The organism is Demequina lignilytica (genome assembly GCF_030418305.1).
Classification (GTDB): domain Bacteria; phylum Actinomycetota; class Actinomycetes; order Actinomycetales; family Demequinaceae; genus Demequina; species Demequina lignilytica.
The window spans coordinates 40,159-65,679 of sequence record NZ_JAUHPX010000007.1 but is presented as its reverse complement, the minus strand read 5'-3'; the positions used below and the strand labels follow the sequence as shown (position 1 = coordinate 65,679).

22 protein-coding genes are annotated in these 25,521 nt (G+C 70.9%); 19 read left to right on the top strand and 3 right to left on the bottom strand.

Going from position 1 to position 25,521, the window contains the following annotated elements; genetic code table 11:
* Positions 1-39 precede the first annotated feature (39 nt).
* The 6 genes from QQX10_RS11575 to pflA all read left to right on the top strand — a co-directional run bounded on the left by QQX10_RS11575 (position 40) and on the right by pflA (position 4,858).
* Complete coding sequence (locus QQX10_RS11575; protein ID WP_301121342.1) at positions 40-201, top strand: hypothetical protein; 162 nt, start codon at positions 40-42, stop codon at positions 199-201.
* A complete protein-coding gene (locus tag QQX10_RS11570; protein WP_301121340.1) occupies positions 194-565 on the top strand; it encodes a TadE/TadG family type IV pilus assembly protein in 372 nt (123 codons plus the stop codon). Before QQX10_RS11575 ends, QQX10_RS11570 begins: the two co-directional genes overlap by 8 nt.
* The gene (locus tag QQX10_RS11565) at positions 555-1,016 is read left to right on the top strand and encodes a pilus assembly protein (RefSeq protein ID WP_301121338.1); all 462 of its coding nucleotides are present in this window, start codon (positions 555-557) and stop codon (positions 1,014-1,016) included. The genes QQX10_RS11570 and QQX10_RS11565 overlap by 11 nt, the downstream gene beginning before the upstream one ends.
* On the top strand, positions 1,013-1,444 hold the full coding sequence (locus tag QQX10_RS11560) for a pilus assembly protein TadG-related protein (protein ID WP_301121336.1): 432 nt from the start codon (positions 1,013-1,015) through the stop codon (positions 1,442-1,444). The genes QQX10_RS11565 and QQX10_RS11560 overlap by 4 nt, the downstream gene beginning before the upstream one ends.
* Positions 1,445-1,594: 150 nt before the next feature.
* On the top strand, positions 1,595-3,874 hold the full coding sequence (gene pflB / locus QQX10_RS11555) for a formate C-acetyltransferase (protein ID WP_301121453.1): 2,280 nt from the start codon (positions 1,595-1,597) through the stop codon (positions 3,872-3,874).
* Between the two features lie 162 nt (positions 3,875-4,036).
* Positions 4,037-4,858, top strand: coding sequence for a pyruvate formate-lyase-activating protein (pflA, locus tag QQX10_RS11550; RefSeq protein WP_301121334.1), 822 nt, complete (start codon positions 4,037-4,039; stop codon positions 4,856-4,858).
* 288 nt (positions 4,859-5,146) lie between these two features.
* On the opposite strand, the gene QQX10_RS11545 is transcribed toward pflA, so the two are convergent.
* On the bottom strand, positions 5,147-6,520 hold the full coding sequence (locus tag QQX10_RS11545; RefSeq protein ID WP_301121332.1) for an aspartate aminotransferase family protein: 1,374 nt from the start codon (positions 6,518-6,520) through the stop codon (positions 5,147-5,149).
* Between the two features lie 302 nt (positions 6,521-6,822).
* Between QQX10_RS11545 and QQX10_RS11540 the strand changes: the two genes are divergently transcribed.
* Positions 6,823-8,214, top strand: a complete 1,392-nt coding sequence (locus QQX10_RS11540; protein WP_301121330.1) for an NAD(P)/FAD-dependent oxidoreductase — start codon at positions 6,823-6,825, stop codon at positions 8,212-8,214.
* Positions 8,211-8,561, top strand: coding sequence for a cupin domain-containing protein (locus QQX10_RS11535; protein ID WP_301121328.1), 351 nt, complete (start codon positions 8,211-8,213; stop codon positions 8,559-8,561). The genes QQX10_RS11540 and QQX10_RS11535 overlap by 4 nt, the downstream gene beginning before the upstream one ends.
* Before the next feature lie 5 nt (positions 8,562-8,566).
* Here the strand turns inward: QQX10_RS11535 and QQX10_RS11530 are convergent, their stop codons facing one another.
* Positions 8,567-10,177, bottom strand: coding sequence for a PucR family transcriptional regulator (locus QQX10_RS11530; RefSeq protein WP_301121326.1), 1,611 nt, complete (start codon positions 10,175-10,177; stop codon positions 8,567-8,569).
* Between the two features lie 88 nt (positions 10,178-10,265).
* On the opposite strand from QQX10_RS11530, the gene QQX10_RS11525 reads away from it, so the two are divergent.
* The 6 genes from QQX10_RS11525 to QQX10_RS11500 all read left to right on the top strand — a co-directional run bounded on the left by QQX10_RS11525 (position 10,266) and on the right by QQX10_RS11500 (position 17,992).
* Positions 10,266-11,753 (top strand): CoA-acylating methylmalonate-semialdehyde dehydrogenase, encoded by a 1,488-nt coding sequence (locus QQX10_RS11525; protein ID WP_301121323.1) that lies wholly within the window; start codon positions 10,266-10,268, stop codon positions 11,751-11,753.
* A gap of 19 nt (positions 11,754-11,772) precedes the next feature.
* Entirely contained in the window at positions 11,773-13,128 is a 1,356-nt protein-coding gene (locus QQX10_RS11520; protein WP_301121321.1) for an aspartate aminotransferase family protein, read from the top strand.
* Positions 13,125-14,486: a 4-aminobutyrate--2-oxoglutarate transaminase gene (gene gabT, locus QQX10_RS11515; protein ID WP_301121316.1), complete on the top strand. Its 1,362-nt coding sequence runs from the start codon at positions 13,125-13,127 to the stop codon at positions 14,484-14,486. Before QQX10_RS11520 ends, gabT begins: the two co-directional genes overlap by 4 nt.
* Positions 14,483-15,949, top strand: a complete 1,467-nt coding sequence (locus QQX10_RS11510) for an NAD-dependent succinate-semialdehyde dehydrogenase (protein ID WP_301121312.1) — start codon at positions 14,483-14,485, stop codon at positions 15,947-15,949. Before gabT ends, QQX10_RS11510 begins: the two co-directional genes overlap by 4 nt.
* A gap of 31 nt (positions 15,950-15,980) precedes the next feature.
* Positions 15,981-17,342, top strand: coding sequence for an NAD-dependent succinate-semialdehyde dehydrogenase (locus QQX10_RS11505; RefSeq protein WP_301121309.1), 1,362 nt, complete (start codon positions 15,981-15,983; stop codon positions 17,340-17,342).
* A gap of 236 nt (positions 17,343-17,578) precedes the next feature.
* Positions 17,579-17,992 carry a rhodanese-like domain-containing protein gene (locus QQX10_RS11500; RefSeq protein WP_301121307.1) on the top strand — a complete coding sequence of 138 codons (414 nt, stop codon included), beginning with the start codon at positions 17,579-17,581 and terminating at the stop codon, positions 17,990-17,992.
* Between the two features lie 145 nt (positions 17,993-18,137).
* On the opposite strand, the gene QQX10_RS11495 is transcribed toward QQX10_RS11500, so the two are convergent.
* Positions 18,138-19,112 (bottom strand): SLAC1 anion channel family protein, encoded by a 975-nt coding sequence (locus tag QQX10_RS11495; RefSeq protein WP_301121305.1) that lies wholly within the window; start codon positions 19,110-19,112, stop codon positions 18,138-18,140.
* Between the two features lie 191 nt (positions 19,113-19,303).
* Here QQX10_RS11495 and QQX10_RS11490 point away from each other — a divergent pair, with 191 nt between their 5' ends.
* The 5 genes from QQX10_RS11490 (at position 19,304) to prfB (ending at position 25,448) form a co-directional block, all read left to right on the top strand.
* The gene (locus QQX10_RS11490; RefSeq protein ID WP_301121303.1) at positions 19,304-20,692 is read left to right on the top strand and encodes an L-lactate MFS transporter; all 1,389 of its coding nucleotides are present in this window, start codon (positions 19,304-19,306) and stop codon (positions 20,690-20,692) included.
* A 24-nt stretch (positions 20,693-20,716) separates the two neighbouring features.
* On the top strand, positions 20,717-20,821 hold the full coding sequence (locus tag QQX10_RS13660; protein WP_436968583.1) for an MFS transporter small subunit: 105 nt from the start codon (positions 20,717-20,719) through the stop codon (positions 20,819-20,821).
* Positions 20,822-21,146: 325 nt separating this feature from the next.
* Positions 21,147-23,870, top strand: coding sequence for a bifunctional acetaldehyde-CoA/alcohol dehydrogenase (gene adhE, locus QQX10_RS11485; RefSeq protein WP_301121301.1), 2,724 nt, complete (start codon positions 21,147-21,149; stop codon positions 23,868-23,870).
* Positions 23,871-24,017: 147 nt separating this feature from the next.
* Positions 24,018-24,284 (top strand): hypothetical protein, encoded by a 267-nt coding sequence (locus QQX10_RS11480; protein ID WP_301121299.1) that lies wholly within the window; start codon positions 24,018-24,020, stop codon positions 24,282-24,284.
* Positions 24,285-24,338: 54 nt separating this feature from the next.
* Complete coding sequence (prfB, locus tag QQX10_RS11475) at positions 24,339-25,448, top strand: peptide chain release factor 2 (protein WP_301121297.1); 1,110 nt, start codon at positions 24,339-24,341, stop codon at positions 25,446-25,448.
* Positions 25,449-25,521: the final 73 nt, after the last annotated feature.

Here is a 25,521-nt window from a genome sequence, read left to right as displayed (position 1 = left end):
CGGCCGACCGGCCGCGACGGTTCCGACAAGGGGGGACGCATGGACAAGTGGAGGCGGCAGCTCGACGACCGTGGAGACGTGCCCGGGTGGGTGCTGATCACGCTGATGACGGCAGGGCTCGTGGCCGGGCTGTGGGCGCTCGCGGGCCCGGCGCTCGGTGACATGTTCACCTCCGCGCTCGAGTCCGTCAGCGGTGGATGACCGGGGCGGCGTGCTGGTCGAGCACCTGTTCGCGATCCTGCTGGTGGTCGCGGTCGGTCTCGGGCTGATCCAGGTCGCCGTCGCCGTGCACACGCGCAACACGCTTACCGCGTGCGCGGCCGAGGCCGCGCGGATCGCGGCGCGGGACGATGCGGTGGAGGACGCCCGCTCGCGTGCCCAGTCGTGCGCGCGGGACTCGGTCGGCGTGGCGGCAGAGGTGCGGATCGAGGCCGCCGACGCGGGCGGGCTCGAGGCGGTGCGCGTGACGGTCGAGGGTCGAGCGCCGGTGCTCGGGATCTGGCGCGCCGGCACCGTCGCCGCGACCGCCCGCGCGCTCGATGAGGCGGCGCTCGGTGCGCCCTGACCGCGATACCGGCGCCGCGACGCTCGAGCTGATCGCGCTCACGCTGCTGGTGCTCGTGCCCGTGCTCTACCTGATCGCGGCGCTCGCACGGCTGCAGTCCGCCACCTATGCGGTGGAGTCGGGCGCGTACTCGGCGGCCCGCGCGGCGGTGGTGGCGGGTCTGGACGCGGCCGGCGCCGGCGCGGACCGCAGCGCGTCCCGCGCCGCGGCCGGCTCTGCCGCGGTCGCCGCGCTCGCCATGACCCTCGAGGACTTCGGACTTGATCCGGACGCGGCCCGGCTGGACCTCGACTGCGCGTCGGGGTGCCTCGCGCCGGGCACGACACTCGACGTCGGCGTCGAGATCGAGGTCGCGCTGCCCGGCGTCCCAGAGGCGCTGACGGCGCGGATGCCGCTGTCGTTGACGGTGAGCGCCGTCGCGTCCAGCCCCGTCGACGGGTTCGTGCCATGAACCGGCTCCGTGCCGAGGACCGCGGCTCCGTCTCCGTCATCACCATCGGCATCCTCGTGATCGTGCTGGGCGTGGTGCTCACCGTCGCCGCCTCGACCCAGATCCAGCTGCAGCGCGCCCGGCTGACCCATGCGGCCGACGAGGCCGCCCTGGCCGCGGCGGACGCCCTCGACCTGGGCGCCTACTACGCCGAGGGCGACGCCCGGCTGTCCCCGGGGCGGCTGGAGGAGGAGGCGCGCGCCCAGCTCGCCGCATCGTCCGCCCGTCAGGGCCTCGACGGCGTGTCCCTGGTGCGCGCATCGTCGCCCGACGGCGTCACCGTCGAGGTGGTGGTCTCCCTGCGCGCGCCGCTGCTGTTCGGCGTAGCGTGGCTTCCGGGACGGGTCGACCTGAGCGCGACGGCGCGCGCACGTTCTACCACGATCTGACGAAACCTTTACCCAACCTAATTAGTGGACAGGCCCTTTGTCCTGAGCATCGGGGACCCCGCGGTCGTAACGTGACTTTCATGAGGCGGCCGCCCCGGAGCTGCCGAGAGAAGCCTCACAAGGGCCCACATGGAGAGGGAGATCATCCAGATGACTACCGAGGCCGTTCAGAACACCATCCAGGACGACGCGAGCGACCCCCGCGCACACGCCTGGCGTGGATTCACCACCGGCGACTGGTGCGACGCGGTCAACGTCCGCGACTTCATCCAGGCGAACTACACCCCGTACGAGGGTGACGACAGCTTCCTCGCCGGCGCCACCGAGCGGACCACCGGCATCTGGGACAAGCTCTCCGCGATGTTCCCCGAGGAGCGCGAGAAGGGCGTCTACGACGTCGACTGGGAGACCCCCGCGCTCATCACCGCGCACGACGCCGGCTACATCGACCAGGACAACGAGATCATCGTCGGCCTCCAGACCGACGCCCCGCTGAAGCGCGCGATCATGCCGTTCGGCGGCTGGCGCATGGTGGTCAAGGAGCTCGAGACCTACGGCTACCCGGTCAAGCCCGAGCTCGAGGAGATCTTCTCCAAGTACCGCAAGACCCACAACGACGGCGTCTTCGACGCGTACCCGCCGAACGTCCGCGCGGCCCGCTCCTCCCACATCGTCACCGGCCTGCCCGACGCCTACGGCCGCGGCCGCATCATCGGTGACTACCGCCGCGTCGCGCTGTACGGCGTGGACGCCCTGATCGAGGGCAAGAAGCTCGAGCGCATGGAGCTCGACATGGAGCGCTCGACCGAGGACATCATCCGCGACCGCGAGGAGAACTCCGAGCAGATCAAGGCGCTCAAGGAGCTCAAGGAGATGGCCGCCAAGTACGGCTACGACATCTCCAAGCCCGCCGCGACCGCCCGCGAGGCCGTCCAGTGGCTGTACTTCGGCTACCTCGCCGCGGTCAAGGAGCAGAACGGCGCCGCGATGTCGCTGGGCCGCACCTCGACCTTCATCGACGTCTTCATGGAGCGCGACCTCGCCGAGGGCACCCTCACCGAGGAGACCGCGCAGGAGATCATCGACGACTTCGTCATCAAGCTGCGCATCGTCCGCTTCCTCCGCACCCCCGAGTACGACGCCCTGTTCTCCGGCGACCCGACCTGGGTCACCGAGACCATCGGCGGCATCGGCCAGGACGGTCGCCCGCTGGTGACCCGCACCTCGTTCCGCTACCTCCAGACGCTGTACAACCTCGGCCCGGCCCCCGAGCCGAACCTGACGGTGTTCTGGTCGGACAAGCTGCCGCAGGGCTTCAAGGACTTCTGCGCGAAGGTCTCGATCGACACCTCCGCCATCCAGTACGAGTCGGACGAGCTGATCCGCCCCGTCTGCGGTGACGACTCCGCGATCGCCTGCTGCGTCTCCGCCATGGAGGTCGGCAAGCAGATGCAGTTCTTCGGTGCCCGCGTCAACCTCGCCAAGTCGATGCTGTACGCGATCAACGGCGGCCGCGACGAGATCTCGGGCAAGCAGGTGGCCCCGGTGTCCGCCCCGATCACCAGCGAGGTCCTGGACTTCGACGAGGTCATGGAGGCCTACGACAAGCTGCTCGACTGGCTCGCCGAGACCTACGTCGACGCGCTCAACTGCATCCACTACATGCACGACAAGTACGCCTACGAGCGCATCGAGATGGCGCTGCACGACCGCACCATCCTCCGCACCCTGGCCTGCGGCATCGCCGGCCTCTCGGTCGCGGCGGACTCGCTGTCGGCCATCAAGTACGCCAAGGTGACCCCGGTGCGCGACGAGACCGGCCTGGTGGTGGACTACACCGTCGAGGGCGACTTCCCCTGCTACGGCAACGACGACGACCGCGTCGACGACATCGCCGTGGACCTCGTGGGCCGCTTCATGGCGAAGGTCCGCAACCAGCCGACCTACCGCAACGCGGTGCACACCCAGTCGGTGCTGACCATCACCTCGAACGTCGTCTACGGCAAGCACACGGGCAACACCCCGGACGGCCGCCGCAAGGGCGAGCCCTTCGCCCCGGGTGCCAACCCGATGAACGGCCGCGACGTGCACGGCGTGATGGCCTCGGCCCTCTCGGTCGCCAAGCTGCCCTACGACGAGGCGCAGGACGGCATCTCGCTGACCACGTCCATCGTCCCCTCGGGCCTGGGCCGCAACCGCGAGGACCAGGTGAAGAACCTGGTGGGCATCCTCGACGCGTACAACGTGTCGCAGGGCTTCCACGTGAACATCAACGTCCTCAACCGCGAAGTCCTCGAGGACGCCATGGAGCACCCGGAGAACTACCCGCAGCTGACCATCCGGGTGTCGGGCTACGCGGTGAACTTCGTCCGCCTCACCAAGGAGCAGCAGATGGACGTGCTGTCGCGCACGTTCCACGCCGGCCTCTGAGGTCCGCATCGTTCGACGTCGAGGCGCCTCGCCCCCTGGTGGGGCGGGGCGCCTCGTCATTCCGTCGAGGAGCGCCTCGGCCCCCTCGCGGGACGATGCGCGGGTCGCCCGGGCGTCCCGACACCGCATCGTCCTTCCTAGACTTGCCCCAGGAGGTCCCCCATGACCGAGAACGCCGTACCCGTCGAGCTGCTGCCGACCCCGCCGATGGAGATCGCGGACGAGGAGGTCGCCGCCAGCGAGCGCATCCGCGACTTCACCACCGGCTCCGTGCACTCGTGGGATCTGGTCACGGGCGCCGACGGACCCGGCACGCGGATGACGCTGTTCCTGTCGGGCTGCGGGATGCGCTGCCAGTTCTGCCAGAACCCCGACACGTGGCACATGCGCGACGGCGTGCGCCACTCGGTCGACGAGGTGATGGAGCGCGTCACGCGCTACGCCACGATCATGAAGGTCACCGGGGGAGGGCTGACCATCTCGGGTGGTGAGCCGCTGCTGCAGGCGAAGTTCGTGATGAACATCTTCCGCCGCTGCAAGGACCTCAACATCCATACCGCGCTGGACACGGCGGGGCTGCTGGGCGCGCGCCTGAGCGACGACGACCTCAACTACGTCGACCTGGTGCTGCTCGACATCAAGTCGGGCATCCCCGAGACCTACAAGCGCGTGACCGGCAGGCCGCTCCAGCCCACGCTGGACTTCGCTCGCCGGCTGTCGGACCTGGGCAAGACCATGTGGATCCGGTTCGTGCTGGTGCCGGGGCTGACGGACGCGGTGGAGAACGTCGACGCGATCGCCGACTTCGTCGCCACGCTGGACGGCGTCGAGCGGCTCGAGGTGCTGCCGTTCCACCAGCTCGGGCGCGACAAGTGGGCCGCGACCGGCGAGCCGTACCTGCTCGGGGAGACCGCTCCGCCGGACAAGGAGCTCATCGAGCGGGTGAAGCGGCAGTTCGCGAAGCGCGGCATCAACGTGATGTGAGCCGGGGCGCAAAGTGACGCGTAGTCGAGCCCTGTGAAGAGATTCCTGTCGGCACGCGCGGGCGCAGGGCTCCGGTGAAGCGAATCGTGCCGGCGCAGCGAGGTGAACCGCAGGCCGGCGCGATTCTGGTCACGGGAGCATGCCGCGGGCGCTCGGCGACACGATTCACTTCTTCGGGGCGTCGGGCATGTGCTCAACGACACGATTCGCTTCACCACGCGGGAACCGGGGCGAGGGGTGGGGATGCGAGTGCGGGTGGGGCGGGACGGACCCGCCCCACCCCCAACCTCAGCTCGTCAGCGCCGCCGCGAGCGCGTCGAACGCGGCGATGTAGGCATCCACCGACTCGTCGGAGTGCACCACGGAGAGGGTCCACTCCTCCTCACGGCCGGGCGTCATGAAGATCCCGTGGTTCATGTTCCACAGCCACGCCAGATCGCACAGCTCGACGTCCTGCGCGTTCTTGAAGGTCTCGTAGTCGACGATCTTCTCGGTGGAGAACGTCACGCAGCCCTTGGAGCCGATGCCGATCGCGTACCCCGCGAGGTCGTACTTGTCGATCACGGCCTGGCAGCCGGCGACGATCCGATCGTTGAGCTCGCCCAGCCGCACGTACGCCTCGGGGGTCAGCACCTCGAGCAGCGAGGCCTTCGCCGCGGCCATCGACAGCGGGTTCCCGTTGTAGGTGCCCACCTGGTAGACGGAGTGGTCCTCGACCACGCTCATGACCTCCTCGGTGCCGCCGATGGCGCCCGAGGGCATGCCGCCGCCCAGCACCTTCGCGAGCGTCACCATGTCGGGGGTGACCCCGAACTTCTCGGTCGCGCCGCCCGCGGCGATGGCGAGACCCGTCTTGACCTCGTCGAAGATCAGGACGATCCCGTGCCTGCGCGTGATCTCGCGGACGGCCTCGAGGTAGCCCGGCTCGGGCAGCACCACGCCCAGGTTCATCATGGCGGCCTCCATGATCACGCACGCCGGCTTCCGGCCCTCCGCGTCGAGGCGCTCGATGCGGCGCTCCATCGCGCCCGCGTCGTTGAACGGCACAGCGATGGTCATGTCGACCACCGCCTGCGGGATGCCCGCGCCGTAGGGGAGCGAGGCGAGGTTCTCGCGGTCGCCGATCTTGTCGTACTCGACGCCGATCGACACCATGACCGTGTCGTGGTGGCCGTGGTACGAGCCGAAGATCTTCATGACGGTGTCGCGGCCGGTGTAGGCGCGGGCGATGCGGATCGCATCCATGGTGGACTCGGAGCCCGAGTTGGTGAAGCGCCACTTGGGGATGCCCCAGCGGCGGGCGAGCTCGTCGGCGACGTCGATGACGTCCTCGGTGGCCGCGGCGAAGTGCGTGCCGAGCGGGTAGCGCTTCTGGATCGCGTCGCCGATCGCCGGGTGCGCGTGGCCCTGGACCATCGACCCGAAGCCGTTGTGGAAGTCGAAGTACTCGTTGCCGTCGACGTCCGTGATGCGGTCGCCCGCGCCGGACTCGATGTAGATCGGCCACGGGTCGCGGCCCTGGTAGCTGGACGCGACGCCGCCCGAGAGGTGCTCGCTGGCGTGCGCGTACATCGCCTTGGACTTCGTGGTGCGCTCGTTGAGGAGCGCGGTCTGCTCCTCGATGAGCTGGGCGATGCGGGCGCGGTCGAGAATGACAGGCATGGTTCCCTCCACCCGACCGGCCTGGCGTCGGGTGTCTCCGAGAAACGGAGGGGACCGATCGGCCGCCGGCCTGGCGCGACCCGATCGCGACGCGCGACGGCGTCTGAACAGGATGGTAACCGAGCGCCCCGGGCGCCCGTCAACGGTCATGGGTGGACGATGCGTCAGGCGGTGCCGCATCGTCCGCCGGTCCGTCCGGCCGGGTCCCTCGCCCCTTGCGCGCGATGGCACGGGTGGGCTTCGATCTCCTCAGGCGGCGTCCCCGTGGCCGGACCGTCTGGACAGGACTGGAGCTGATATCCGTGGGCACCACGGTCTTCGAACGTGACCGACCCTCCGCCGACGCCGTGCGCGCGATGCTCGCGTCGTCGCGCCTCGCCCCCTTCTGGACGGACGATGCGCCGGGGCCGGAGCGCCCCGCCCTCGCGGGCAGCCATCGGGCCGACCTGGTGGTGGTCGGCGGCGGCTACAGCGGCCTGTGGACCGCGGTGATGGCGAAGGAGCGCGATCCCGACCTCGACGTGGTGATCCTCGAGGCGCGCCGCGTCGGGTGGGCGGCCTCGGGCCGCAACGGCGGCTTCTGCGAGGCCTCGCTGACGCACGGGCGCGAGAACGGAGAGTCGCGCTGGCCCGAGGAGATCGACCGGCTCGACCAGCTGGGCCTCGAGAACCTCGACCAGATCGAGGCCACCGTCGCCCGCTACGGCATGGACGTGGACTGGCAGCGCACGGGCGCCCTCGCCGTGGCCGTGGAGCCGCACCAGGTCGACTGGCTCCGCGACGACGAGGGCTTCCTCGACGCCGCCGGCACCCGCGCGCTGGTCGACTCGCCCACCTACCTGGCCGGCAGCCTCAGCCCGGACGACACCGCCCTGGTGCATCCGGCGAAGCTCGCCCGGGAGCTCGCACGGGTGGCCGAGGAGCTCGGCGTGCGCATCTTCGAGCGCTCGCCCGTGACCGCTCTCGAGGACGGCCCGGCGGTGCGCACCGGGGACGGCGTGGTCGCCGCGCGCAAGGTCGCGCTCGCGACCAACGTGTTCCCGTCCCTGCTCAAGCGCAACCGGCTCATGACGGTGCCGGTCTTCGACTACTCGCTGATGACCGAGCCGCTCACGGCAGCGCAGCTCGGGGCGATCGGGTGGGAGGGGCGCCAGGGGGTCGCGGACCTGGGCAACCAGTTCCACTACTACCGGCTGACGGCTGACGACCGCCTCCTTTTCGGCGGCTACGACGCCATCTACCACGCGGGCGGTCGTCTCAAGGCGGCCTACCAGGACCGCTCCGAGTCCTACGAGCGGCTCGCGAGCCACCTGCTCACCACCTTCCCGCAGCTCGAGGGCATCGAGGCCACCCATCGCTGGGCGGGCGCGATCGACACGAGCACGCGGTTCTGCGCCTTCTTCGGCTCGGCCCGCGGCGGCGACGTCGCGTACTCGGTCGGCTTCACCGGGCTCGGCGTCGGCGCGACCCGGTTCGGCGCGAACGTGATGCTCGACCTGCTGACCGGCGAGGACACGGAGCGCACCCGCCTGCGCATGGTCCGGGAGCGTCCGCTGCCGTTCCCGCCCGAGCCGCTGGCGAGCATCGGCATCAACGCCACGCGCTGGTCGCTCGATCGCGCGGACCACCACGAGGGGCGCCGCAACCTGCTGCTCCGCACGCTCGACCGCCTCGGATTGGGGTTCGACTCATGACCGACATCGCTCCCGGCGCCGCCGTCGACCTCACCGCGCTGCCGATCGAGACCGAGCCGGTGCCGGACGATGCGCTGGAGGCCGGCGCGCCCGTGCACGGCGCGGCGGCGCTCGCCGAGATCGGCGCGGTCGAGATCGGGGTCTGGGAGATGACGCCGGGCGTCGCCACGGACGTCGAGGTGGACGAGGTGTTCGTCGTGCTCGCGGGTCGCGCGCGCATCGAGTACCTCGAACCCGCGCTGCCGCCCGCGGAGGTCGGCCCGGGCTCGCTCGTGTGGCTGCAGGCAGGCATGCGCACGCGGTGGACGGTCACCGAGACGCTGCGGAAGGTCTACGTCGCACCCTGAGGCCCTCAGGCGCGGTGGCGGGACAGCAGCGCGATGTGCAGCGCCGTCTGGGTCTCGCCGTCCTCGAGGTCGACCTCGAGCAGGCGCGAGATCAGGTCGAGGCGCTGGTAGAACACCGATCGCGACAGGTGCGCCGCCTTCGCGGCCGCGGTCCGGTTGCCGGGATGCGCGAGCGCGGCGCCCAGCACCTGGAGCAGGTCCCCGCCCGTGCGCTGGTCGTGCTCGATGAGCGGGGTGAGCATGCGCTCGCCGTGGTCGAGCAGGCGGTGGTCGTCGCGCAGGCTGCTGATGAGGCGCGCCAGCGGGCGTCGCTCGACCCAGTGGACCTGCTGCTCGGCCGCGGTGTCGGGGGCGTTGTCGAGCGCCTCGTGCAGCGACAGCAGGGCGCCCTCGATGTCGGTGGCCGCGGTGCCGATCGTGGCGCACACGCGTCCCCCGTCGGGGGCCGCGCGCAGCAGCGTGCGCAGGTGGTCGTCGTCGAGGGGACGATGCTGGGGGTTCGACAGCAGCACCATCGTCAGCGGGGCGCCCGTCCGGCTGGTGATCGCCAGCGCGCGGGCGCGGGCGCCGAGCGCGAGCGCCCACGCCTCGACGTCGGCCGGGGTGCGACCCGCGCCGCTGAGCACCAGGCCGTACAGCAGCCGGCCCGCGACCGGGACGCCTGCGGCCTCGAGGCGCGCGGCCGCGGCCTCGGGGCTCTGGAAGCGGCCCGCCATGAGCGGTTCGAGCAGGTGGCGGCGCGCGAGGGTGGACCAGGTGTCGACGCCGCCGTCAGCGAGGCGGCCGAGCGCGAGGGCGATCGCGCCCTGCAGCAGCACGTTCCGGCGGCCGGCGGGATGGGCGGGCCCCGGCAGCGCGACCAGCGAGCCCCAGCGCTTGCCGCGCGCGTCGACGGGCACCACGACCCAGCCCTCCTCGAGCGCGTTGCCGCGGTGCGCTCCGCGCGAGCGCCGCTCCCAGTCGTGCAGCGCCGCCGCCTCGGCCCCGGCCGGCACCTCCGCGATCAGCATCTCGTGCGCGAGGCTCTCCAGCACCACCGGGGCGCCCAGGGTGCGGGCGAGCTCGCGCACCACGTGGTCCGCGGGGGAGCCGCGCAGGGCGAGACCGGTGAACAGCTCCCGGACCTCGTCGCGGGCGCGCAGCGCCGCCATCTGGCCCGCGATGATCCGGCTGTGGCCGGCCTCCGTGAGCGTGACGAAGCGCACCACGCGGTGCAGCACCACCAACGCGAGTCCGTGGCGCTGCGCGGCGGCACGGACCGCGGTGGGCACCTCGAGGTACCGGGTGCCCAGCTCGAGCAGCAGGGCGGACAGGCCGGCGTCCACGAGCGAGGTGATGAACGAGTCGAGCTCGGCGTCGGTGTCGGGCCACGCGGTGCCCATCGACAGCAGCAGCTCGCGTCCGTCGAGGTGGACCGCGATGTCGTCGCGCTCCGAGGTGTGCACCCACCTCACCGGCGCCTCCAGAGCGGCGCCGCCGACGATCACCTCGGGCACCCCCTCGAGGAAGGCGGGCTCCGTCAGCAGCTCAGCGACGGAGGGCAGCGCGGACAGCGCATGGCGCTCCGGACGATGTGTTCGGGTGCTCGCGAGATTGCGACGATCGGCCACCACCATGTGCCTGCCCTCTGTGTGAGTCTTGGGTGACAGCCATCGTAGCCGGACCCTGCAGAGTGTCCGGCGCCCGTCGTCAGAGGGAGTGTTCGTGGAGGTCATCCGTCATCACGTCGCCGGGGAGGCGACCGGCAGCACCGAGCGCACCGGGCCGGTCTTCGACCCGGCCACGGGCGAGCAGCGCGCGGAGGTGACCTTCGCATCGTCCGCCGAGGTTGACGCCGTGATCGCGACCGCCGTCGAGGCGCAGCGTGCGTGGGCGGCCACCGGCCTGGTCCGTCGCGCCGACGTCCTGTTCCGGATGAGGCAGCTCCTGGTCGAGCGCGCCGACGAGCTCGCGGCGGTCATCACCTCCGAGCACGGCAAGGTCATCGCGGACGCCAAGGGCGAGATCAGCCGCGGCATCGAGAACGTCGAGTTCGCGTCCGGCCTGGTCAACCTCCTCAAGGGCGAGCACGCGACCCAGGTCGCCTCGGGCGTCGACGTCCACACCCTCAAGCAGCCCGTGGGCGTGGTCGGCGCGATCACGCCGTTCAACTTCCCGGTGATGGTGCCGCTGTGGATGGCGGCGTCCGCGATCGCGTGCGGCAACGCGGTGATCCTCAAGCCGTCGGAGAAGGACCCGAGCTCGGCCGTGTTCCTGGCCCGGCTGTGGGAGGAGGCGGGCCTGCCGGCAGGCGTCCTCAACGTGGTCCACGGCGACAAGGAGGCCGTCGACGCGATCCTCGACTCGCCGCAGGTCGGCGCCGTCAGCTTTGTCGGCTCGACCCCGATCGCCCGCTCGATCTACGAGCGCGCGGCGGGCAACGGCAAGCGGGTCCAGGCGCTCGGCGGCGCGAAGAACCACATGATCGTGATGCCCGACGCGGACCTCGACGGCGCCGCCGACGCGGCGGTGTCCGCCGCCTACGGCTCGGCCGGCGAGCGCTGCATGGCGATCTCGGTGCTGGTCGCGGTGGGCGCGGAGACCGCCGACGCGCTGGTCGCGAAGGTGACGGAGCGCATCGGCAACCTGCGCATCGGTCCCGGCACCGACCCGGCGTCGGAGATGGGCCCCCTCATCACGCGGGAGCACCGGGAGAAGGTCGCCTCCTACGTGACCGGCGCGCCCGCCGAGGGCGCCACCGTGGTGGTCGACGGCACGGTGCAGGAGTTCGACGGCGACGGCTACTTCATCGGCGTCTCGCTGGTCGACCACGTGAAGCCCGGCATGAAGGTGTACTCCGACGAGATCTTCGGCCCCGTGCTCTCCGTGGTGCGTGTCGACAGCTACGACGAGGCCGTCGCGCTGGTCAACGCGAACTCCTTCGCCAACGGCACCGCGATCTTCACCCGCGACGGCGGCACCGCGCGCCGGTTCGAGCTCGACATCCAGGTGGGCATGGTGGGCATCAACGTGCCGCTGCCCGTGCCGATCGGGGCCTTCTCGTTCGGCGGCTGGAAGCAGTCGCTGTTCGGCGACTCGCACATCTACGGCCCCGAGTCGATCCACTTCTACACGCGCTCCAAGGTGGTCACCACGCGGTGGCCCCTGCCGTCCGAGTCCCAGATCGACCTGGGCTTCCCCAGCAACCACTGAGCAGCAGGAGAGGAACCGTATGACCGAGCAGCTGATGACCGGAGACGAGGCCCGCGTCCGCGCGGACGACCGCGCGCACGTGTTCCACTCGTGGAGCGCGCAGGCCCAGATCGACCCGCTGCCCGTCGCCGGCGGCGCCGGCGCCGAGTTCTGGGACTACGCGGGCAACCGCTACCTCGACTTCGCGTCGCAGCTGGTCAACCTCAACCTGGGCCACCAGCATCCGGACCTGGTCGCCGCGATCGAGCGCCAGGCGGGGCGCATGGCCACCATCCAGCCGTCGTTCGCGAACGACGTACGCGGCGAGCTCGCCCGGCGCATCGTCGACGTGGCGGGGGCGCCCTTCTCCAAGGTGTTCTTCACCAACGGCGGCGCCGACGCGAACGAGAACGCGGTGCGCATGGCGCGCCTGAGCACCGGCCGTCGCAAGGTGATGGCGATGTACCGCAGCTACCACGGCAACACCACCACGGCGATCTCCCTCACGGGCGACCCGCGCCGCTGGCCCAACGAGCCGGCCGACGGCTCGGTCGTGCACTTCTTCGGCCCCTACCTCTACCGCTCGCCGTTCTACTCCCAGACCCCCGAGGAGGAGACCGAGCGCGCGCTCGCGCACCTCGAGCAGCAGATCGTGCTTGAGGGCGCAGCGACCATCGCGGCGATCATCATCGAGACCGTGGTGGGCACCAACGGCGTGCTGGTGCCCCCGCCGGGCTACCTCCAGGGCGTGCGCGCGCTGTGCGACAAGTACGGGATCGTCTACATCGCGGACGAGGTGATGGTCGGCTTCGGCCGCACCGGCGAGTGGTTCGCGTTCCAGGGCCACGACGTGGTGCCGGACCTCATCACCTTCGCCAAGGGCGTCAACTCCGGCTACGTTCCGCTGGGCGGCGTGGTGATCTCGGACGCGATCGCCCGCGTCTTCGACGACCGCGCGTTCCCCGGCGGCCTGACCTACTCCGGCCACCCGCTCGCCTGCGCCCCCGGCATCGCGACCTTCGAGGTGTTCGAGCGTGACGGCATCCTCGCGCGGGTCAAGGACCTGGGCGAGCGCGTGGTGCGCCCCACCCTCGAGGGCTGGCTCGAGACCCACCCCAGCGTGGGCGAGATCCGCGGCACGGGCCTGTTCTGGGCCATCGAGCTGGTCAAGGATCGGGACACCCGCGAGGGCCTGGTGCCCTTCAACGCGTCGGGTGCGGACGCCGCCCCGATGACGGCCCTCGCGGCCGCCTGCAAGAAGGCCGGACTGTGGCCCTTCATCCACTTCAACCGCATCCACGTCGCGCCCCCGCTGGTCATCACCGAGGATGAGCTGCGCCGCGGCCTGGACATCATCGACGCGGCCCTCGTGGTCGCAGACGGAGCAGCAGCATGACCCTCACCCCCGAGGCGGGCCCGCTGATCGGCGGACCCGGCCTGCCGCAGGAGCGCCGCCTGGTCACGGCGATCCCGGGGCCCCGCTCGCAGGAGCTCCTCGACCGGAAGGCGGCCGCCGTGGCGGCGGGCGTCGGTCACACCGCGCCCATCTCGGCGGTCGCCGCGGGAGGCGGCGTCGTGGTCGACGCCGACGGCAACTCGCTGATCGACCTGGGCTCCGGGATCGCGGTCACGTCCGTGGGCAACGCCCACCCCGGCGTGGTCGAGGCCGTCCAGCGTCAGGCGGCGCAGTTCACGCACACCTGCTTCATGGTGTCGCCCTACGAGGGCTACGTCGAGGTGTGCGAGGCCCTCAACCGCCTCGTGCCGGGCGCCTTCGCCAAGAAGTCCGCGCTGTTCAACTCCGGCGCAGAGGCGGTCGAGAACGCCGTCAAGATCGCGCGCAAGTTCACCGGCCGGCAGGCCGTGGTCGCCTTCGATCACGCCTACCACGGGCGGACCAACCTCACCATGGCGCTGACGGCGAAGTCGATGCCCTACAAGAGCGGCTTCGGGCCCTTCGCGTCCGAGGTGTACCGCGCGCCCGCGTCCTACCCGCTGCGCGACGGCCTGTCCGGTGCGGAGGCAGCGGCGCGCTCCATCGACCTCATCGAGAAGCAGGTGGGTGCGGCGAACCTCGCGGCCGTGATCATCGAGCCGATCCAGGGCGAGGGCGGCTTCATCGTCCCGGCCGAGGGCTTCCTGCCCGCCGTCGCGGACTGGTGCCGCGACAACGGCGTGGTCTTCATCGCCGACGAGGTCCAGACCGGCTTCGGCCGCACCGGCGCGATGTTCGCGTCCGAGCTGTTCGGTGTCGAGCCCGACCTCATGACCCTGGCGAAGGGCATCGCGGGCGGCCTGCCGCTCGCCGCGGTCACCGGCCGCGCGGACATCATGGACGCGTCGCACGCCGGCGGCCTGGGCGGCACGTACGGGGGCAACCCCATCGCGTGCGCGGCCGCGCTCGCCTCGATCGACGCGTTCGAGCACGGCGGCCTGGTGGACCGTGCGACGGAGATCGGCACGCTGCTCACCTCCCGCCTGGACACGATGCGCGAGTCCGACCCGCGCATCGCCGAGGTCCGCGGGCGCGGCGCGATGGTCGCGGTCGAGTTCGTCGACCCGACCACGGGCGCCCCGGACGCGGCGCTCGCGGGCAGGGTCGCCAAGGGAGCGATCGCCGAGGGGGTGATCGTGCTCACCTGCGGCACCCACGGCAACGTCATCCGATTCCTGCCGCCGCTGTCCATCTCGGATGCTCTCCTCGCGGAGGGGCTCGACGTGATCGCGGCGCAGTTCGCCGGGGCGTCGGCATGACCGCGGAGCGGGAGGGCGCCGTCCTCAACGCCGTGCCCACCGGGCTGTACATCGGGGGAGAGTGGACCGCATCGTCCACCGGCGCGACGTTCGACGTCCGCGACCCGTCGACGGGCGACGTGATCCGGTCGATCGCCGACGCGTCGCCGGACGATGCGCAGCGGGCCCTCGACGCCGCTGTCGCCGCGCAGGACGCCTGGGCAGCGACGGCGCCGCGCGTGCGCGGCGAGCTGCTGCGAGCCGCTTTCGAGAAGGTGCGCGAGCGCGCCGAGGACCTCGCGCTGCTCATGACGCTCGAGATGGGCAAGCCGCTCGCGGAGGCGCGCGGAGAGGTCGCCTACGGCAACGAGTTCCTGCGCTGGTTCTCCGAGGAGGCGGTCCGCATCACCGGCCGCTACGGGCTCAACCCGGAGGGCACGGGTCGCATGGTGGTCTCGCGGCGGCCGGTCGGACCGTCGTACCTGATCACGCCCTGGAACTTCCCCCTCGCGATGGCGACCAGGAAGATCGCGCCGGCGCTCGCGGCGGGCTGCACCGTGGTGGTCAAGCCCGCGGCCCTCACGCCGCTGACCACGCTGGCGTTCGTCGGGATCCTCGAGGAGGTCGGCGTGCCGGCGGGCGTGGTCAACGTCATCACCTCGACGGACTCGCGCGGCGTCACCGCTCCGATCCTCGCGGACCCGCGCCTGCGCAAGCTGTCCTTCACCGGCTCCACCGAGGTGGGGCGCGCGCTGATCAAGCAGGCCGCCGACGGCGTGCTCCGGGTGTCCATGGAGCTGGGCGGCAACGCGCCGTTCCTCGTCTTCGAGGATGCGGACCTGGACAAGGCCGTCGAGGGCGCGCTCATGGCCAAGTTCCGCAACATCGGCCAGGCGTGCACCGCCGCCAACCGCTTCATCGTCCACGCGTCGGTCGCCGACGAGTTCGCGCGTCGCGTCACCGAGCGCGTCACCGCCATGCGGGTCGGCCGCGGTACCGAGAACGGCGTCCAGATCGGGCCGCTCATCGACGACCGGGCCGTCGCATCGTCCCTCGCCCTGGTGGACGATGCGGTGACCAGGGGCGCCTCCCTGGCGACCGGCGGCGCGGCGGTGGACGGCCCCGGCACGTTCCTCCAGCCCACGGTCCTCACCGACGTGCAGCCCGGCTCCGAGATCCTCTCGACGGAGATCTTCGGGCCGGTGCTGGCGATCGCGACCTTCGAGACCGAGGAGGAGGGCGTCGCGCTCGCGAACGCCACCGAGTACGGCCTGGTCTCGTACGCGTACACGCAGGATCTCGCGCGCGGCCATCGCCTGATCGACTCGCTCGCCACCGGCATGATGGGTCTGAACGCGGGCGTGGTGTCCAACGCCGCCGCACCGTTCGGCGGCGTCAAGCAGTCGGGCATCGGGCGCGAGGGCGGCCTCGAGGGCATCGACGAGTACCTGTCCACCAAGTACACCCTGATCCCCGTCGACTGAGACCGACCGAGCTTCAAGGAAGAGGAGAGAGATGAACTACGCAGTGGTCAACCCCGCGACCGGAGAGACGCTCGCCGAGTACCCCACCATGACCGACGCCGAGGTCCCCGCGGCCGCCGCCGCCGCCGACGCCGCCTACCGCGGCTGGCTGCGGAGCTCGACGCCCGCCGAGCGCGCCGCCGTCATCCGTCGCGTGGCGGAGCTCCACCGGGAGCGCCGCGAGGAGCTCGCCGCGATCATCGTGCGCGAGATGGGCAAGCCGATGTCGCACGCCCTGGGCGAGGTCGACTTCGCCGCGGACATCACCGAGTACTACGCCGACAACGCCGAGGCGATCACGGGCGACACCCCGATCGACATCCTGGGCGAGGGCACCGCGGTGATCCGCCGCTCGGCGCTCGGCCCGCTGCTCGGCATCATGCCGTGGAACTTCCCCTACTACCAGGTGGCACGCTTCGCCGCGCCGAACATCGTGGTGGGCAACAGCATCGTCCTCAAGCACGCCCCGCAGTGCCCCGAGTCGGCCGCCGCGATCGAGCAGATGTACCGCGACGCAGGCGCCCCCGAGGGCGTCTACGTCAACGTGTACGCGTCGAACGAGCAGGCCGCGCAGATCATCGCGGACCCGCGCATCCACGGCGTCTCGGTGACGGGCTCCGAGCGGGCGGGCTCCGCCGTGGCCGCGCTCGCGGGCCAGCACCTCAAGAAGGTCGCGCTCGAGCTGGGCGGGTCGGACCCGTTCATCCTGCTGTCGACCGAGGACATGGACGCCGTGGTCGAGGGCGCCGTCGAGGCCCGCATGGACAACAGCGGGCAGTCCTGCAACGCCCCCAAGCGGTTCATCGTGATCGACTCGCTGTACGACGAGTTCCTCGAGAAGTTCACCGCCGCCATGGTCGCGTGCAAGGCCGGCGACGGCTTCGAGGAGGACTCGGTGATCGGACCGCTGTCCTCCCTCGCCGCGGCCGAGCGGCTCGAGGGCCAGGTCGCGACGGCGGTCGCGCAGGGCGCGACCCTGGTCGCGGGCGGGACCCGCGACGGAGCCTTCTACGCGCCGACGGTGCTGACCGGGGTCACCCCCGAGATGGACGTGTACCGCGAGGAGCTGTTCGGGCCCGCGGCCGCCGTGTACAAGGTCACGAGCGAGGAGGAGGCGATCGCGCTGGCGAACGACACCGCGTTCGGCCTGGGCTCCTACGTCTACACGACGGACGAGGCGCAGGCGCAGCGCGTGGCCGACGCGATCGAGGCCGGCATGGTCTACGTCAACTGCGTGCTGGCCGACAGCCCCGAGCTGCCGTTCGGCGGTGTGAAGCGCTCCGGCACCTCGCGGGAGATGGGCCTGCTGGCCGCGGACGAGTTCGTCAACAAGAAGCTCATCCGCGTGGCCTGAGCCCGCTCGCCGACCCGGCGCCCGGCCGCATCGCCTGTCTCTCCGCGATGCGCGCCGGGCGCCGTCGTGTCCGGCACGGATCGCTTCACGGGGGGCGATCCGCGCTCGAGGTCGACACGATTCCCTTCATGAGCGAGGGAAGGGGGTCGGGGGAGAGGGTCGCGAGTGGGGGCGGGGTCGGGGGCGAGGCGCATCGCGCTCACCGGATGCATACCCCCTGGGGTATAGTTCTCCCCATGACCCGCATCAAGACCCGCGCCGCCATGCTCGGTGCCGCCATGCTCGCCGCCGTCACGCTGTCCGCCTGCTCGGGCGGCGAGGACGCCCCCCTCGCCTTCGACGGAGGCCACGTCAGCGCCGAGCGGTTCGCCGAGGCCGTCGCCACCGACGGCGTGGTCGTCATCGACGTCCGCACGCCCGCCGAGTACGCCGAGGGCCACCTGCCCGAGGCCGTGAACATCGACGTCCAGGGCGCCGACTTCGACGCGCAGATCGCCGCGCTCGACCCCGAGGGCGAGTACGCCGTGTACTGCCGCTCCGGCAACCGCTCGCGCGCCGCGATCGAGGGGATGGCCGCCGACGGCGTCGAGGGCACCGTGGGCCTGGAGGGCGGCATCGGCGCCTGGACGGGCGACATCGTCGCGGGCTGACGGGGGCTCTCCCTCCAGCCCCACCCGCGCCCGATCCGCACCCGCGCCCGATCCGCACCCCGACCGCCTCGTGAAGACGATCGTGTCGTTCGCGGGGCGCGGATCGATCTCCCGAAGAGAATCGTGCCGATCTCGGCCCTGAGCCTCACCCCTCGGGCTTGACCAGCTCCCCTCGCGCCACGGCCACGCCGGTGCGCCACCCGAGCCCCAGCACGAGCAGGGTCGCCGCGGTGAGCGCGAGCGCGCCCACCCAGGCCGCGAACGCGGTCGCGCCCGCCCCGTAGGCCGCGAGCAGCGCCGACGCCGCCGCCGCGAGCGGGAACGTGTAGGCCCACGCGCTGACCGCGAACGGGACCCGCCGCAGCGCGTTGGCCTGCGCCGCGAGCAGGGCGAGCTGGAAGATCACCACGCCCAGCAGCATCATCGCGAGCGGGTCGGTCCAGGCGCCGCCGAGCCGCACCCATGACAGCGCCGCCACCGCGGGAGGCGCGACCAGGATCGCGAGCGTCGGTGCGAGCCGCGGCGGGATCACGCCCGCGACGAACAGCCGCTGGAGCACGATCGGCAGCAGCCCCAGCCAGAACACGGAGCCGATCCCGAAGAAGTACCAGTTGATCTCCGCGGGCGCGTGGGCCACGCCGGCGAGCGGCGCCACCAGGTTGCCCACCACGGGGATGAACCAGGCGGGATGCACGTGGATGGTCTCGATCCGCGCGTCGGCGATCCACGTGCGCATGATCAGCACGGTCGCGATCGCCTGGAGCCCCGCGCCGGTCCACCACAGTCCCGCGGAGAGCGGCTCGCTCATCGGCAGGAACGCGATCGCGAGGACCATCATCGAGATCGGGATGGTCGCGACGAAGGCCGCCTTGACCGGGTGGGTCCACTCCGCGAGCGCCGCGCGCGGGTGGCGGATCACCTTGGCGCCGTAGGCGGCGAGCGCGACCGCGAGCACCGCGAGCCCGGCCCAGGCGAGCGCCTGCCCGACCGCGACGCCGAGGTCGAACGTCTCGACGGCGCGGTGCCACCCGACGGCCGTGCCGCCGACGCCCATCGCGATGGCGAACACGCCCACCGGCAGGTGAGCCAGGGACGATGCGGGGGCGACGGGTGCGCTCATGGGTCCTCCTTCGCGGTCACGATATACCCCAGCGGGTACCGCTTCTCCGAGTCCATCCGATCGCGGCCGCGCAGGCGTGTGACCAAGGTCCCCCGAATCGGGTCCGCGAGTCCGGGAGGATGCCGCTTGACACCGGCGTCTTTCGAAAAGCAATGGCGCTGTCGCCGGGGTTTTTCGAAGGGAGAACAACGATGTCCATCCTTGACCGCGAACGGACGATCGCGCCACCCGGGTACAACCGGTGGCTCGTGCCGCCCGCCGCCCTCGCCGTGCATCTCAGCATCGGCCAGGTGTACGCCTACTCCGTCCTCAAGGACGCCCTGCGCGACAGGTTCGACGCCTCGCACACGCAGATCGGCGTGATCTTCTCGATCTCGATCGTCATGCTGGGATTGTCGGCCGCGTTCGGCGGCCGGTGGATGGAGCGCAACGGCCCGCGCAAGACCATGGTGATCTCCGCGGCCGCCTGGGTGAGCGGCTTCGCGATCGCGGGTCTGGGCGTGTCGATCGGCCAGCTGTGGGTGGTCTACCTCGGCTACGGCGTGATCGGCGGCATCGGCCTGGGGCTCGGGTACATCTCGCCGGTGTCGACCCTCATCAAGTGGTTCCCGGACCGGCCGGGCCTCGCGACGGGTCTCGCGATCATGGGCTTCGGTGGTGGCGCGCTGCTCGCCGCACCCCTCACCCAGTTCCTGCTCAAGACCTACGGCGACACCGAGGCGGACGCGCTGGTGCCGACGTTCCTCACGCTGGGCGGCCTCTACGCCTCGCTGATGCTGATGGGCGCGGCGGTGGTCAGGGTCCCCCCGAAGGGCTACAAGCCGGACGGCTGGGAGCCCACCGAGCACGTTGCGAAGGTCTCGAGCGGCGGACAGGTGAGCGCGAAGAACGCGATCAAGACCTTCCCGTTCTGGATGCTGTGGCTGGTGCTGTTCACCAACGTGACCGCGGGCATCGGCATCCTCGAGAACGCCAAGCCCATGATCGAGGACTACTTCCCGGCCGTCACGGCGGCCGCGGCGGCCGGCTTCGTCGGCCTGCTGTCGCTCGCGAACATGGGTGGCCGGATCGGCTGGTCCAGCTTCTCCGACGTGATCGGGCGCAAGGCGATGTACGTCATCTACCTCGGGGTCGGGGCGCTCGCCTACACGGGCGTCGCGCTGTTCGGGCCCGTCAACGTGGCGCTGTTCGTGGCGCTGGTGGTGCTGATCATCAGCTTCTACGGCGGCGGCTTCGCGACCATCCCGGCGTACCTCAAGGACGTGTTCGGCGAGTTCGAGGTGGGGGCCATCCACGGGCGGCTGCTCACCGCGTGGTCCGCCGCCGGCGTCGCGGGTCCGCTCATCATCAACGGCCTGCTCGACATCCTCGAGGGTCAGGGGCTCGAGGGTGCGGACCTGTACCGCCCGTCGATGCTCGTGATGGTGGGCGTGCTGGCGATCGGCTTCATCGCGAACCTGCTGGTGCGGCCGGTGCACGCGCGCTGGCACGAGGCGGCGGACGCGGTGCCTGACCACGAGCGGCACCACGCCGCCGAGATCGAGGAGCCCGCGCTCGCGGGCGCGGGAAAGGAGGGCTGAGCCATGGAGCGGAGGACCCCCGGGGTGACCAATCCCCTCGCGTACGTGCTCTGGGTGCTCGTCGGGGCCGGGCTGATCTACGGGATCAGCCAGACCGCCGTCAAGGCATTCGCGCTGTTCACGGGCTGACGCCCGGCCGTGGCGCGGGGCCGGCATCCTGCGGGATGCCGGCCCCGCGTCGTGCCGGGACGGGACGATGCCCGGGGCGCCCGTGGCGCTCCACGCAACCCCCGCATCGTCCTCATGGGCGGTCGTGCACGGCACGATGCGTGTCCGATTTGTCCCTTCATCCTCCCTGGAAAATATGCCCCGTGGGGTATAAAACCCCTGGTAGTAGGCCAATGGTCCCCGGGACCTTCGCCGCGAGACAGGTCCCGGTCCCGGGCGTACGTTGAGGGACATGGGGATGAGGCCCGGAGGGGGTCGAAGCCCAGCACAGAGGAGCCAGATAGAGATGACCACCACCGCCCCGGAGAGCAAGGCCACGGTTTCCGTCGCCGACGCCATCGACCAGCTCGTCCAGAACGGCAAGAAGGCGCTCGACGCCTACAGCGCGTTCACCCAGGACGACGTCAACCTGCTCGTCAAGAAGGCCTCGGTCGCCGCCCTGAACCAGCACGGCGAGCTCGCCGTCCTCGCGGTCGAGGAGACCGGCCGCGGCGTGTTCGAGGACAAGGCCGTCAAGAACATCTTCGCCTGCGAGCACGTGACCCACTCGATGGCGCCGATGAAGACCGTCGGCATCATCAACGAGGACCCGATCAAGGGCATCATCGAGATCGCGGAGCCCGTCGGCGTCGTCGCCGGCGTGACCCCCGTGACCAACCCCACCTCGACCGCGATCTTCAAGTCGCTCATCGCGCTCAAGACCCGCAACCCGATCATCTTCGCGTTCCACCCGAGCGCCCAGAAGTCGTCGATCGCCGCGGCCAAGATCGTGCGCGACGCGGCCATCGCCGCCGGTGCCCCCGAGCACTGCATCCAGTGGGTCGAGACCCCCTCGATCGAGGCGACCAACGCGCTCATGAACCACGACGGCGTCGCGCTGATCCTCGCGACCGGCGGCAACGCGATGGTCAAGGCGGCGTACTCCTGCGGCAAGCCCGCCCTGGGCGTCGGCGCGGGCAACGTCCCCGCCTACGTGCACAAGTCGGCGAACCTCAAGCGCTCGATCAACGACCTGGTGATCTCGAAGGCGTTCGACAACGGCATGGTCTGCGCGTCGGAGCAGGCCGTGATCCTCGACGCCGAGATCTACGACGAGGCGCTCTCGCTGTTCGACCGGCTCCACGCGTACATGGCCACCCCCGCCGAGAAGGCGATGCTCGAGGAGTTCATCTTCGGCGTCCAGGCCAACGGCGAGAACTGCGCCGGCGCCAAGCTCAACCCGAACGTGGTGGGCAAGACCCCGCAGTGGATCGCCGAGCAGGCCGGCTTCTCCGTCCCGGAGGAGACCTCGATCATCCTGGCCGAGGTGTCCACCGTCGGCGAGTCCGAGCCCCTCACCCGTGAGAAGCTCGCGCCGGTGCTGGCCGTCCTCAAGGCCGAGTCGACCGAGCAGGGCCTCGAGTACGCCCAGCGCATGGTCGAGTTCCACGGCCTGGGCCACTCCGCCGCGATCCACGCGACCGACGACGAGCTCGTCAAGGAGTTCGGCAAGCGCTGCAAGGCCGTCCGCATCATCGTCAACTCCCCGTCCTCGCACGGCGGCATCGGCGACATCTACAACGCCTTCATGCCGTCCCTCACGCTCGGCTGCGGCTCCTACGGCCGCAACTCGGTGTCCGCGAACGTCACCGCGGTGAACCTCATCAACGTCAAGCGGATCGGCCGGAGGAACAACAACATGCAGTGGTTCAAGGTTCCGGCCAAGACCTACTTCGAGCCGAACGCGATCCAGTACCTCCACGACATGAACGGTGTCGAGCGCGTCACGATCGTCACCGACGCGACCATGACCCGCATCGGCGTCGTGGACAAGGTCCTCGACGTCCTCAACCGCCGCACCAACCCGGTCTCCGTCCAGATCATGGACAACGTCGAGCCGGAGCCGAGCGTCTCCACCGTCCGCAAGGGCGCCGAGACCCTCCGCGCCTTCAAGCCCGACACGATCATCGCGGTCGGCGGCGGCTCGCCGATGGACGCCGCCAAGGTCATGTGGCTGCTGTACGAGCACCCCGAGGTCGACTTCGCGGACCTGAAGGAGAAGTTCTTCGACGTCCGCAAGCGCGCCTTCCAGTTCCCGAAGCTGGGCGAGCTCGCCAAGCTGGTCTGCATCCCGACCACCTCGGGCACCGGCTCGGAGGTCACCCCCTTCGCGGTCATCTCGGACCCGGAGAACGGCCGCAAGTACCCGCTCGCGGACTACGCGCTCACGCCGACCGTCGCGATCGTGGACCCGGTCCTCACCGCGAACCTCCCGTCGCGCGTGGCCGCCGACTCCGGCTTCGACGCCCTGACCCACGCCACCGAGGCCTACGTCTCCGTGTACGCGAACGACTACACCGACGGTCTCGCCCTGCAGGCCATCAAGATGGTCTTCCAGTACATCGAGGAGTCCGTCACGGTCGGCGGCGGCGCGGTCAAGGCGCGCGAGAAGATGCACAACGCCGCGACCATCGCGGGCATGGCCTTCGCCAACGCCTTCCTGGGCCTGGTGCACGCGATGTCCCACGTCACCGGCTCGACCCACCACGTGGCGCACGGTCGCACCAACGCGATCTACCTGCCCCACGTGATCCGCTACAACGGCAAGGTCCCGACCAAGCCGACCTCGTGGCCCAAGGCGGAGTCCTACGTCGCCCCCGAGCGCTACCAGGAGATCGCCCAGATGCTGGGTCTCCCGGCCTCGACCCCCGAGGAGGGCGTGGAGTCCTACGCGAAGGCCGTCGAGGAGCTGCGCGACAAGGTCGGCATCGAGCGGTCCTTCCAGGAGGTCGGCGTCGACGAGACCGACTTCATGTCGGGCCTCGACACCCTGGCCATGAACGCCTACGCCGACCAGTGCGCCCCCGCCAACCCGCGCCTTCCGATCCTCGAGGACATGAAGGTGATGATGGAGGCCGCGTACTACGGCACCACCTGGGACCAGGTGAAGGCCGGCCGCAAGACCGAGGCCTCGCCCAAGGTGGAGGCCAAGAAGGCTCCCGCCAAGAAGGCCGCCGCGAAGAAGGCCTGACAGATCTGGCTCCTGGGGTGATCTCGCCCCGGTAGTCCTCTCCAGGAGGGCCCCCGATCCCACAAGGATCGGGGGCCCTTCCCTCTGCCCGGGGACGATGCGTCGGTGACCTACGCTGGAGCCCTTCCCTACCTCTGGAGGCGTCTCATGGCCCTGCCGTCCGTCCGTCGCATCGTGGTCGCCCTCGCGGCCGGCGCGCTCGCGCTGTCGCTCACCGGCTGCGGCGACGTCGAGCAGTCGATCGCCGACGCGACCTCCGGTGCCAAGGACGCGATCGAGAAGGCCAACGAGGTGGCGGAGGAGGCGAGCGAGCGCGCCGAGGAGATCCAGGACAGCGTCGGCGAGGCCGTCGACAGTGCGAACGACGCCGTCGACAGCGCCAAGGACGCGCTCGACTCCGTCACCGGGGGCTGACCGGGCCCCACGTCCGGGCGCTGCGCCGCCCGTCCGCCACTAGACTTGACGCTCGTGGCCACCGACTTCGCGACCGAGATCCAGGAACTCCGCTCGACCTTCTCCCAGATCGAGGCGGTGACGGACCCGACCCGGTTGAAGGCGCGCATCGCCGAGCTCGAGGAGCAGGCGGCTGCCCCGGACCTGTGGGACGACCAGGAGAACGCGCAGGCGGTCACCAGCCAGCTCAGCCAGGCGAACGCGGAGCTCGAGCGCGTCACCCGCATGGGCAGCCGGATCGACGACCTGGAGGTGCTGGTCGAGCTGGGCACCGAGGGCGACGATGAGGAGACCCTCGCCGAGGCCGACGCCGAGCTCGCGAAGCTCAAGACCGACCTCGCCGCCATGGAGGTCCGCACCCTGATGACGGGGGAGTGGGACGAGCGCAACGCCGTGGTGACGATCCGCTCCGGCGCCGGCGGCGACGACGCCACCGACTTCGCCGAGATGCTGCTGCGCATGTACCTGCGCTGGGCCGAGCGGCACGGTTACTCCACCAAGGTGCTCGACACCTCCTACGCCGAGGGCGCCGGCATCAAGTCCGCGACCTTCGAGCTCAACGCCCCGTACGCCTACGGCACCCTGTCCGTCGAGGCGGGCACCCACCGGCTCGCGCGCATCAGCCCGTTCGGCTCGGCCGACAAGCGCCAGACCTCGTTCGCCGCGGTCGAGGTGATCCCGCAGATCGAGTCGACCGACCACATCGAGGTCCCCGAGTCGGAGATCAAGGTCGACGTGTTCCGCTCCTCGGGCCCCGGCGGCCAGTCGGTCAACACCACCGACTCCGCGGTGCGCCTCACCCACCTCCCGACCGGCATCGTCGTGTCGATGCAGGACGAGAAGTCGCAGATCCAGAACCGCGCCGCCGCCATGCGCGTGCTCCAGTCGCGCCTGCTGCTGCTCAAGAAGGAGGAGGAGGCCGCGCAGAAGAAGGAGCTCGCGGGCGACATCAAGGCGTCGTGGGGCGACCAGATGCGCTCCTACTTCCTCTACGGCCAGCAGCTGGTCAAGGACCTGCGCACCGGCTACGAGGTCGGCAACCCCCAGGTGGTCTTCGACGGCGACCTCGACGGGTTCATCGACGCCGGCATCCGCTGGCGCCGCGCCGGCCAGAACGCGGAGTAACCCGGACAGCCCGCACGGAACCGGTCCCGGGTCGGCGGTGTGTCGCGGGACGATGCGCGGTTCGGCTCGGCGT

Bases quoted from the DNA above. Each gene is read 5' to 3' on its own strand.
- gabT (WP_301121316.1), top strand. From the start codon at position 13,125: ATGACCCTCACCCCCGAGGCGGGCCCGCTGATCGGCGGACCCGGCCTG.
- QQX10_RS11520 (WP_301121321.1), top strand. From the start codon at position 11,773: ATGACCGAGCAGCTGATGACCGGAGACGAGGCCCGCGTCCGCGCGGAC.
- QQX10_RS11495 (WP_301121305.1), bottom strand. From the start codon at position 19,112: ATGAGCGCACCCGTCGCCCCCGCATCGTCCCTGGCTCACCTGCCGGTG.
- adhE (WP_301121301.1), top strand. From the start codon at position 21,147: ATGACCACCACCGCCCCGGAGAGCAAGGCCACGGTTTCCGTCGCCGAC.
- QQX10_RS11505 (WP_301121309.1), top strand. From the start codon at position 15,981: ATGAACTACGCAGTGGTCAACCCCGCGACCGGAGAGACGCTCGCCGAG.
- QQX10_RS11490 (WP_301121303.1), top strand. From the start codon at position 19,304: ATGTCCATCCTTGACCGCGAACGGACGATCGCGCCACCCGGGTACAAC.
- QQX10_RS11575 (WP_301121342.1), top strand. From the start codon at position 40: ATGGACAAGTGGAGGCGGCAGCTCGACGACCGTGGAGACGTGCCCGGG.
- pflA (WP_301121334.1), top strand. From the start codon at position 4,037: ATGACCGAGAACGCCGTACCCGTCGAGCTGCTGCCGACCCCGCCGATG.
- QQX10_RS11560 (WP_301121336.1), top strand. From the start codon at position 1,013: ATGAACCGGCTCCGTGCCGAGGACCGCGGCTCCGTCTCCGTCATCACC.
- QQX10_RS11510 (WP_301121312.1), top strand. From the start codon at position 14,483: ATGACCGCGGAGCGGGAGGGCGCCGTCCTCAACGCCGTGCCCACCGGG.
- QQX10_RS11545 (WP_301121332.1), bottom strand. From the start codon at position 6,520: ATGCCTGTCATTCTCGACCGCGCCCGCATCGCCCAGCTCATCGAGGAG.
- QQX10_RS11535 (WP_301121328.1), top strand. From the start codon at position 8,211: ATGACCGACATCGCTCCCGGCGCCGCCGTCGACCTCACCGCGCTGCCG.
- QQX10_RS11480 (WP_301121299.1), top strand. From the start codon at position 24,018: ATGGCCCTGCCGTCCGTCCGTCGCATCGTGGTCGCCCTCGCGGCCGGC.
- pflB (WP_301121453.1), top strand. From the start codon at position 1,595: ATGACTACCGAGGCCGTTCAGAACACCATCCAGGACGACGCGAGCGAC.
- QQX10_RS11500 (WP_301121307.1), top strand. From the start codon at position 17,579: ATGACCCGCATCAAGACCCGCGCCGCCATGCTCGGTGCCGCCATGCTC.
- QQX10_RS11530 (WP_301121326.1), bottom strand. From the start codon at position 10,177: ATGGTGGTGGCCGATCGTCGCAATCTCGCGAGCACCCGAACACATCGT.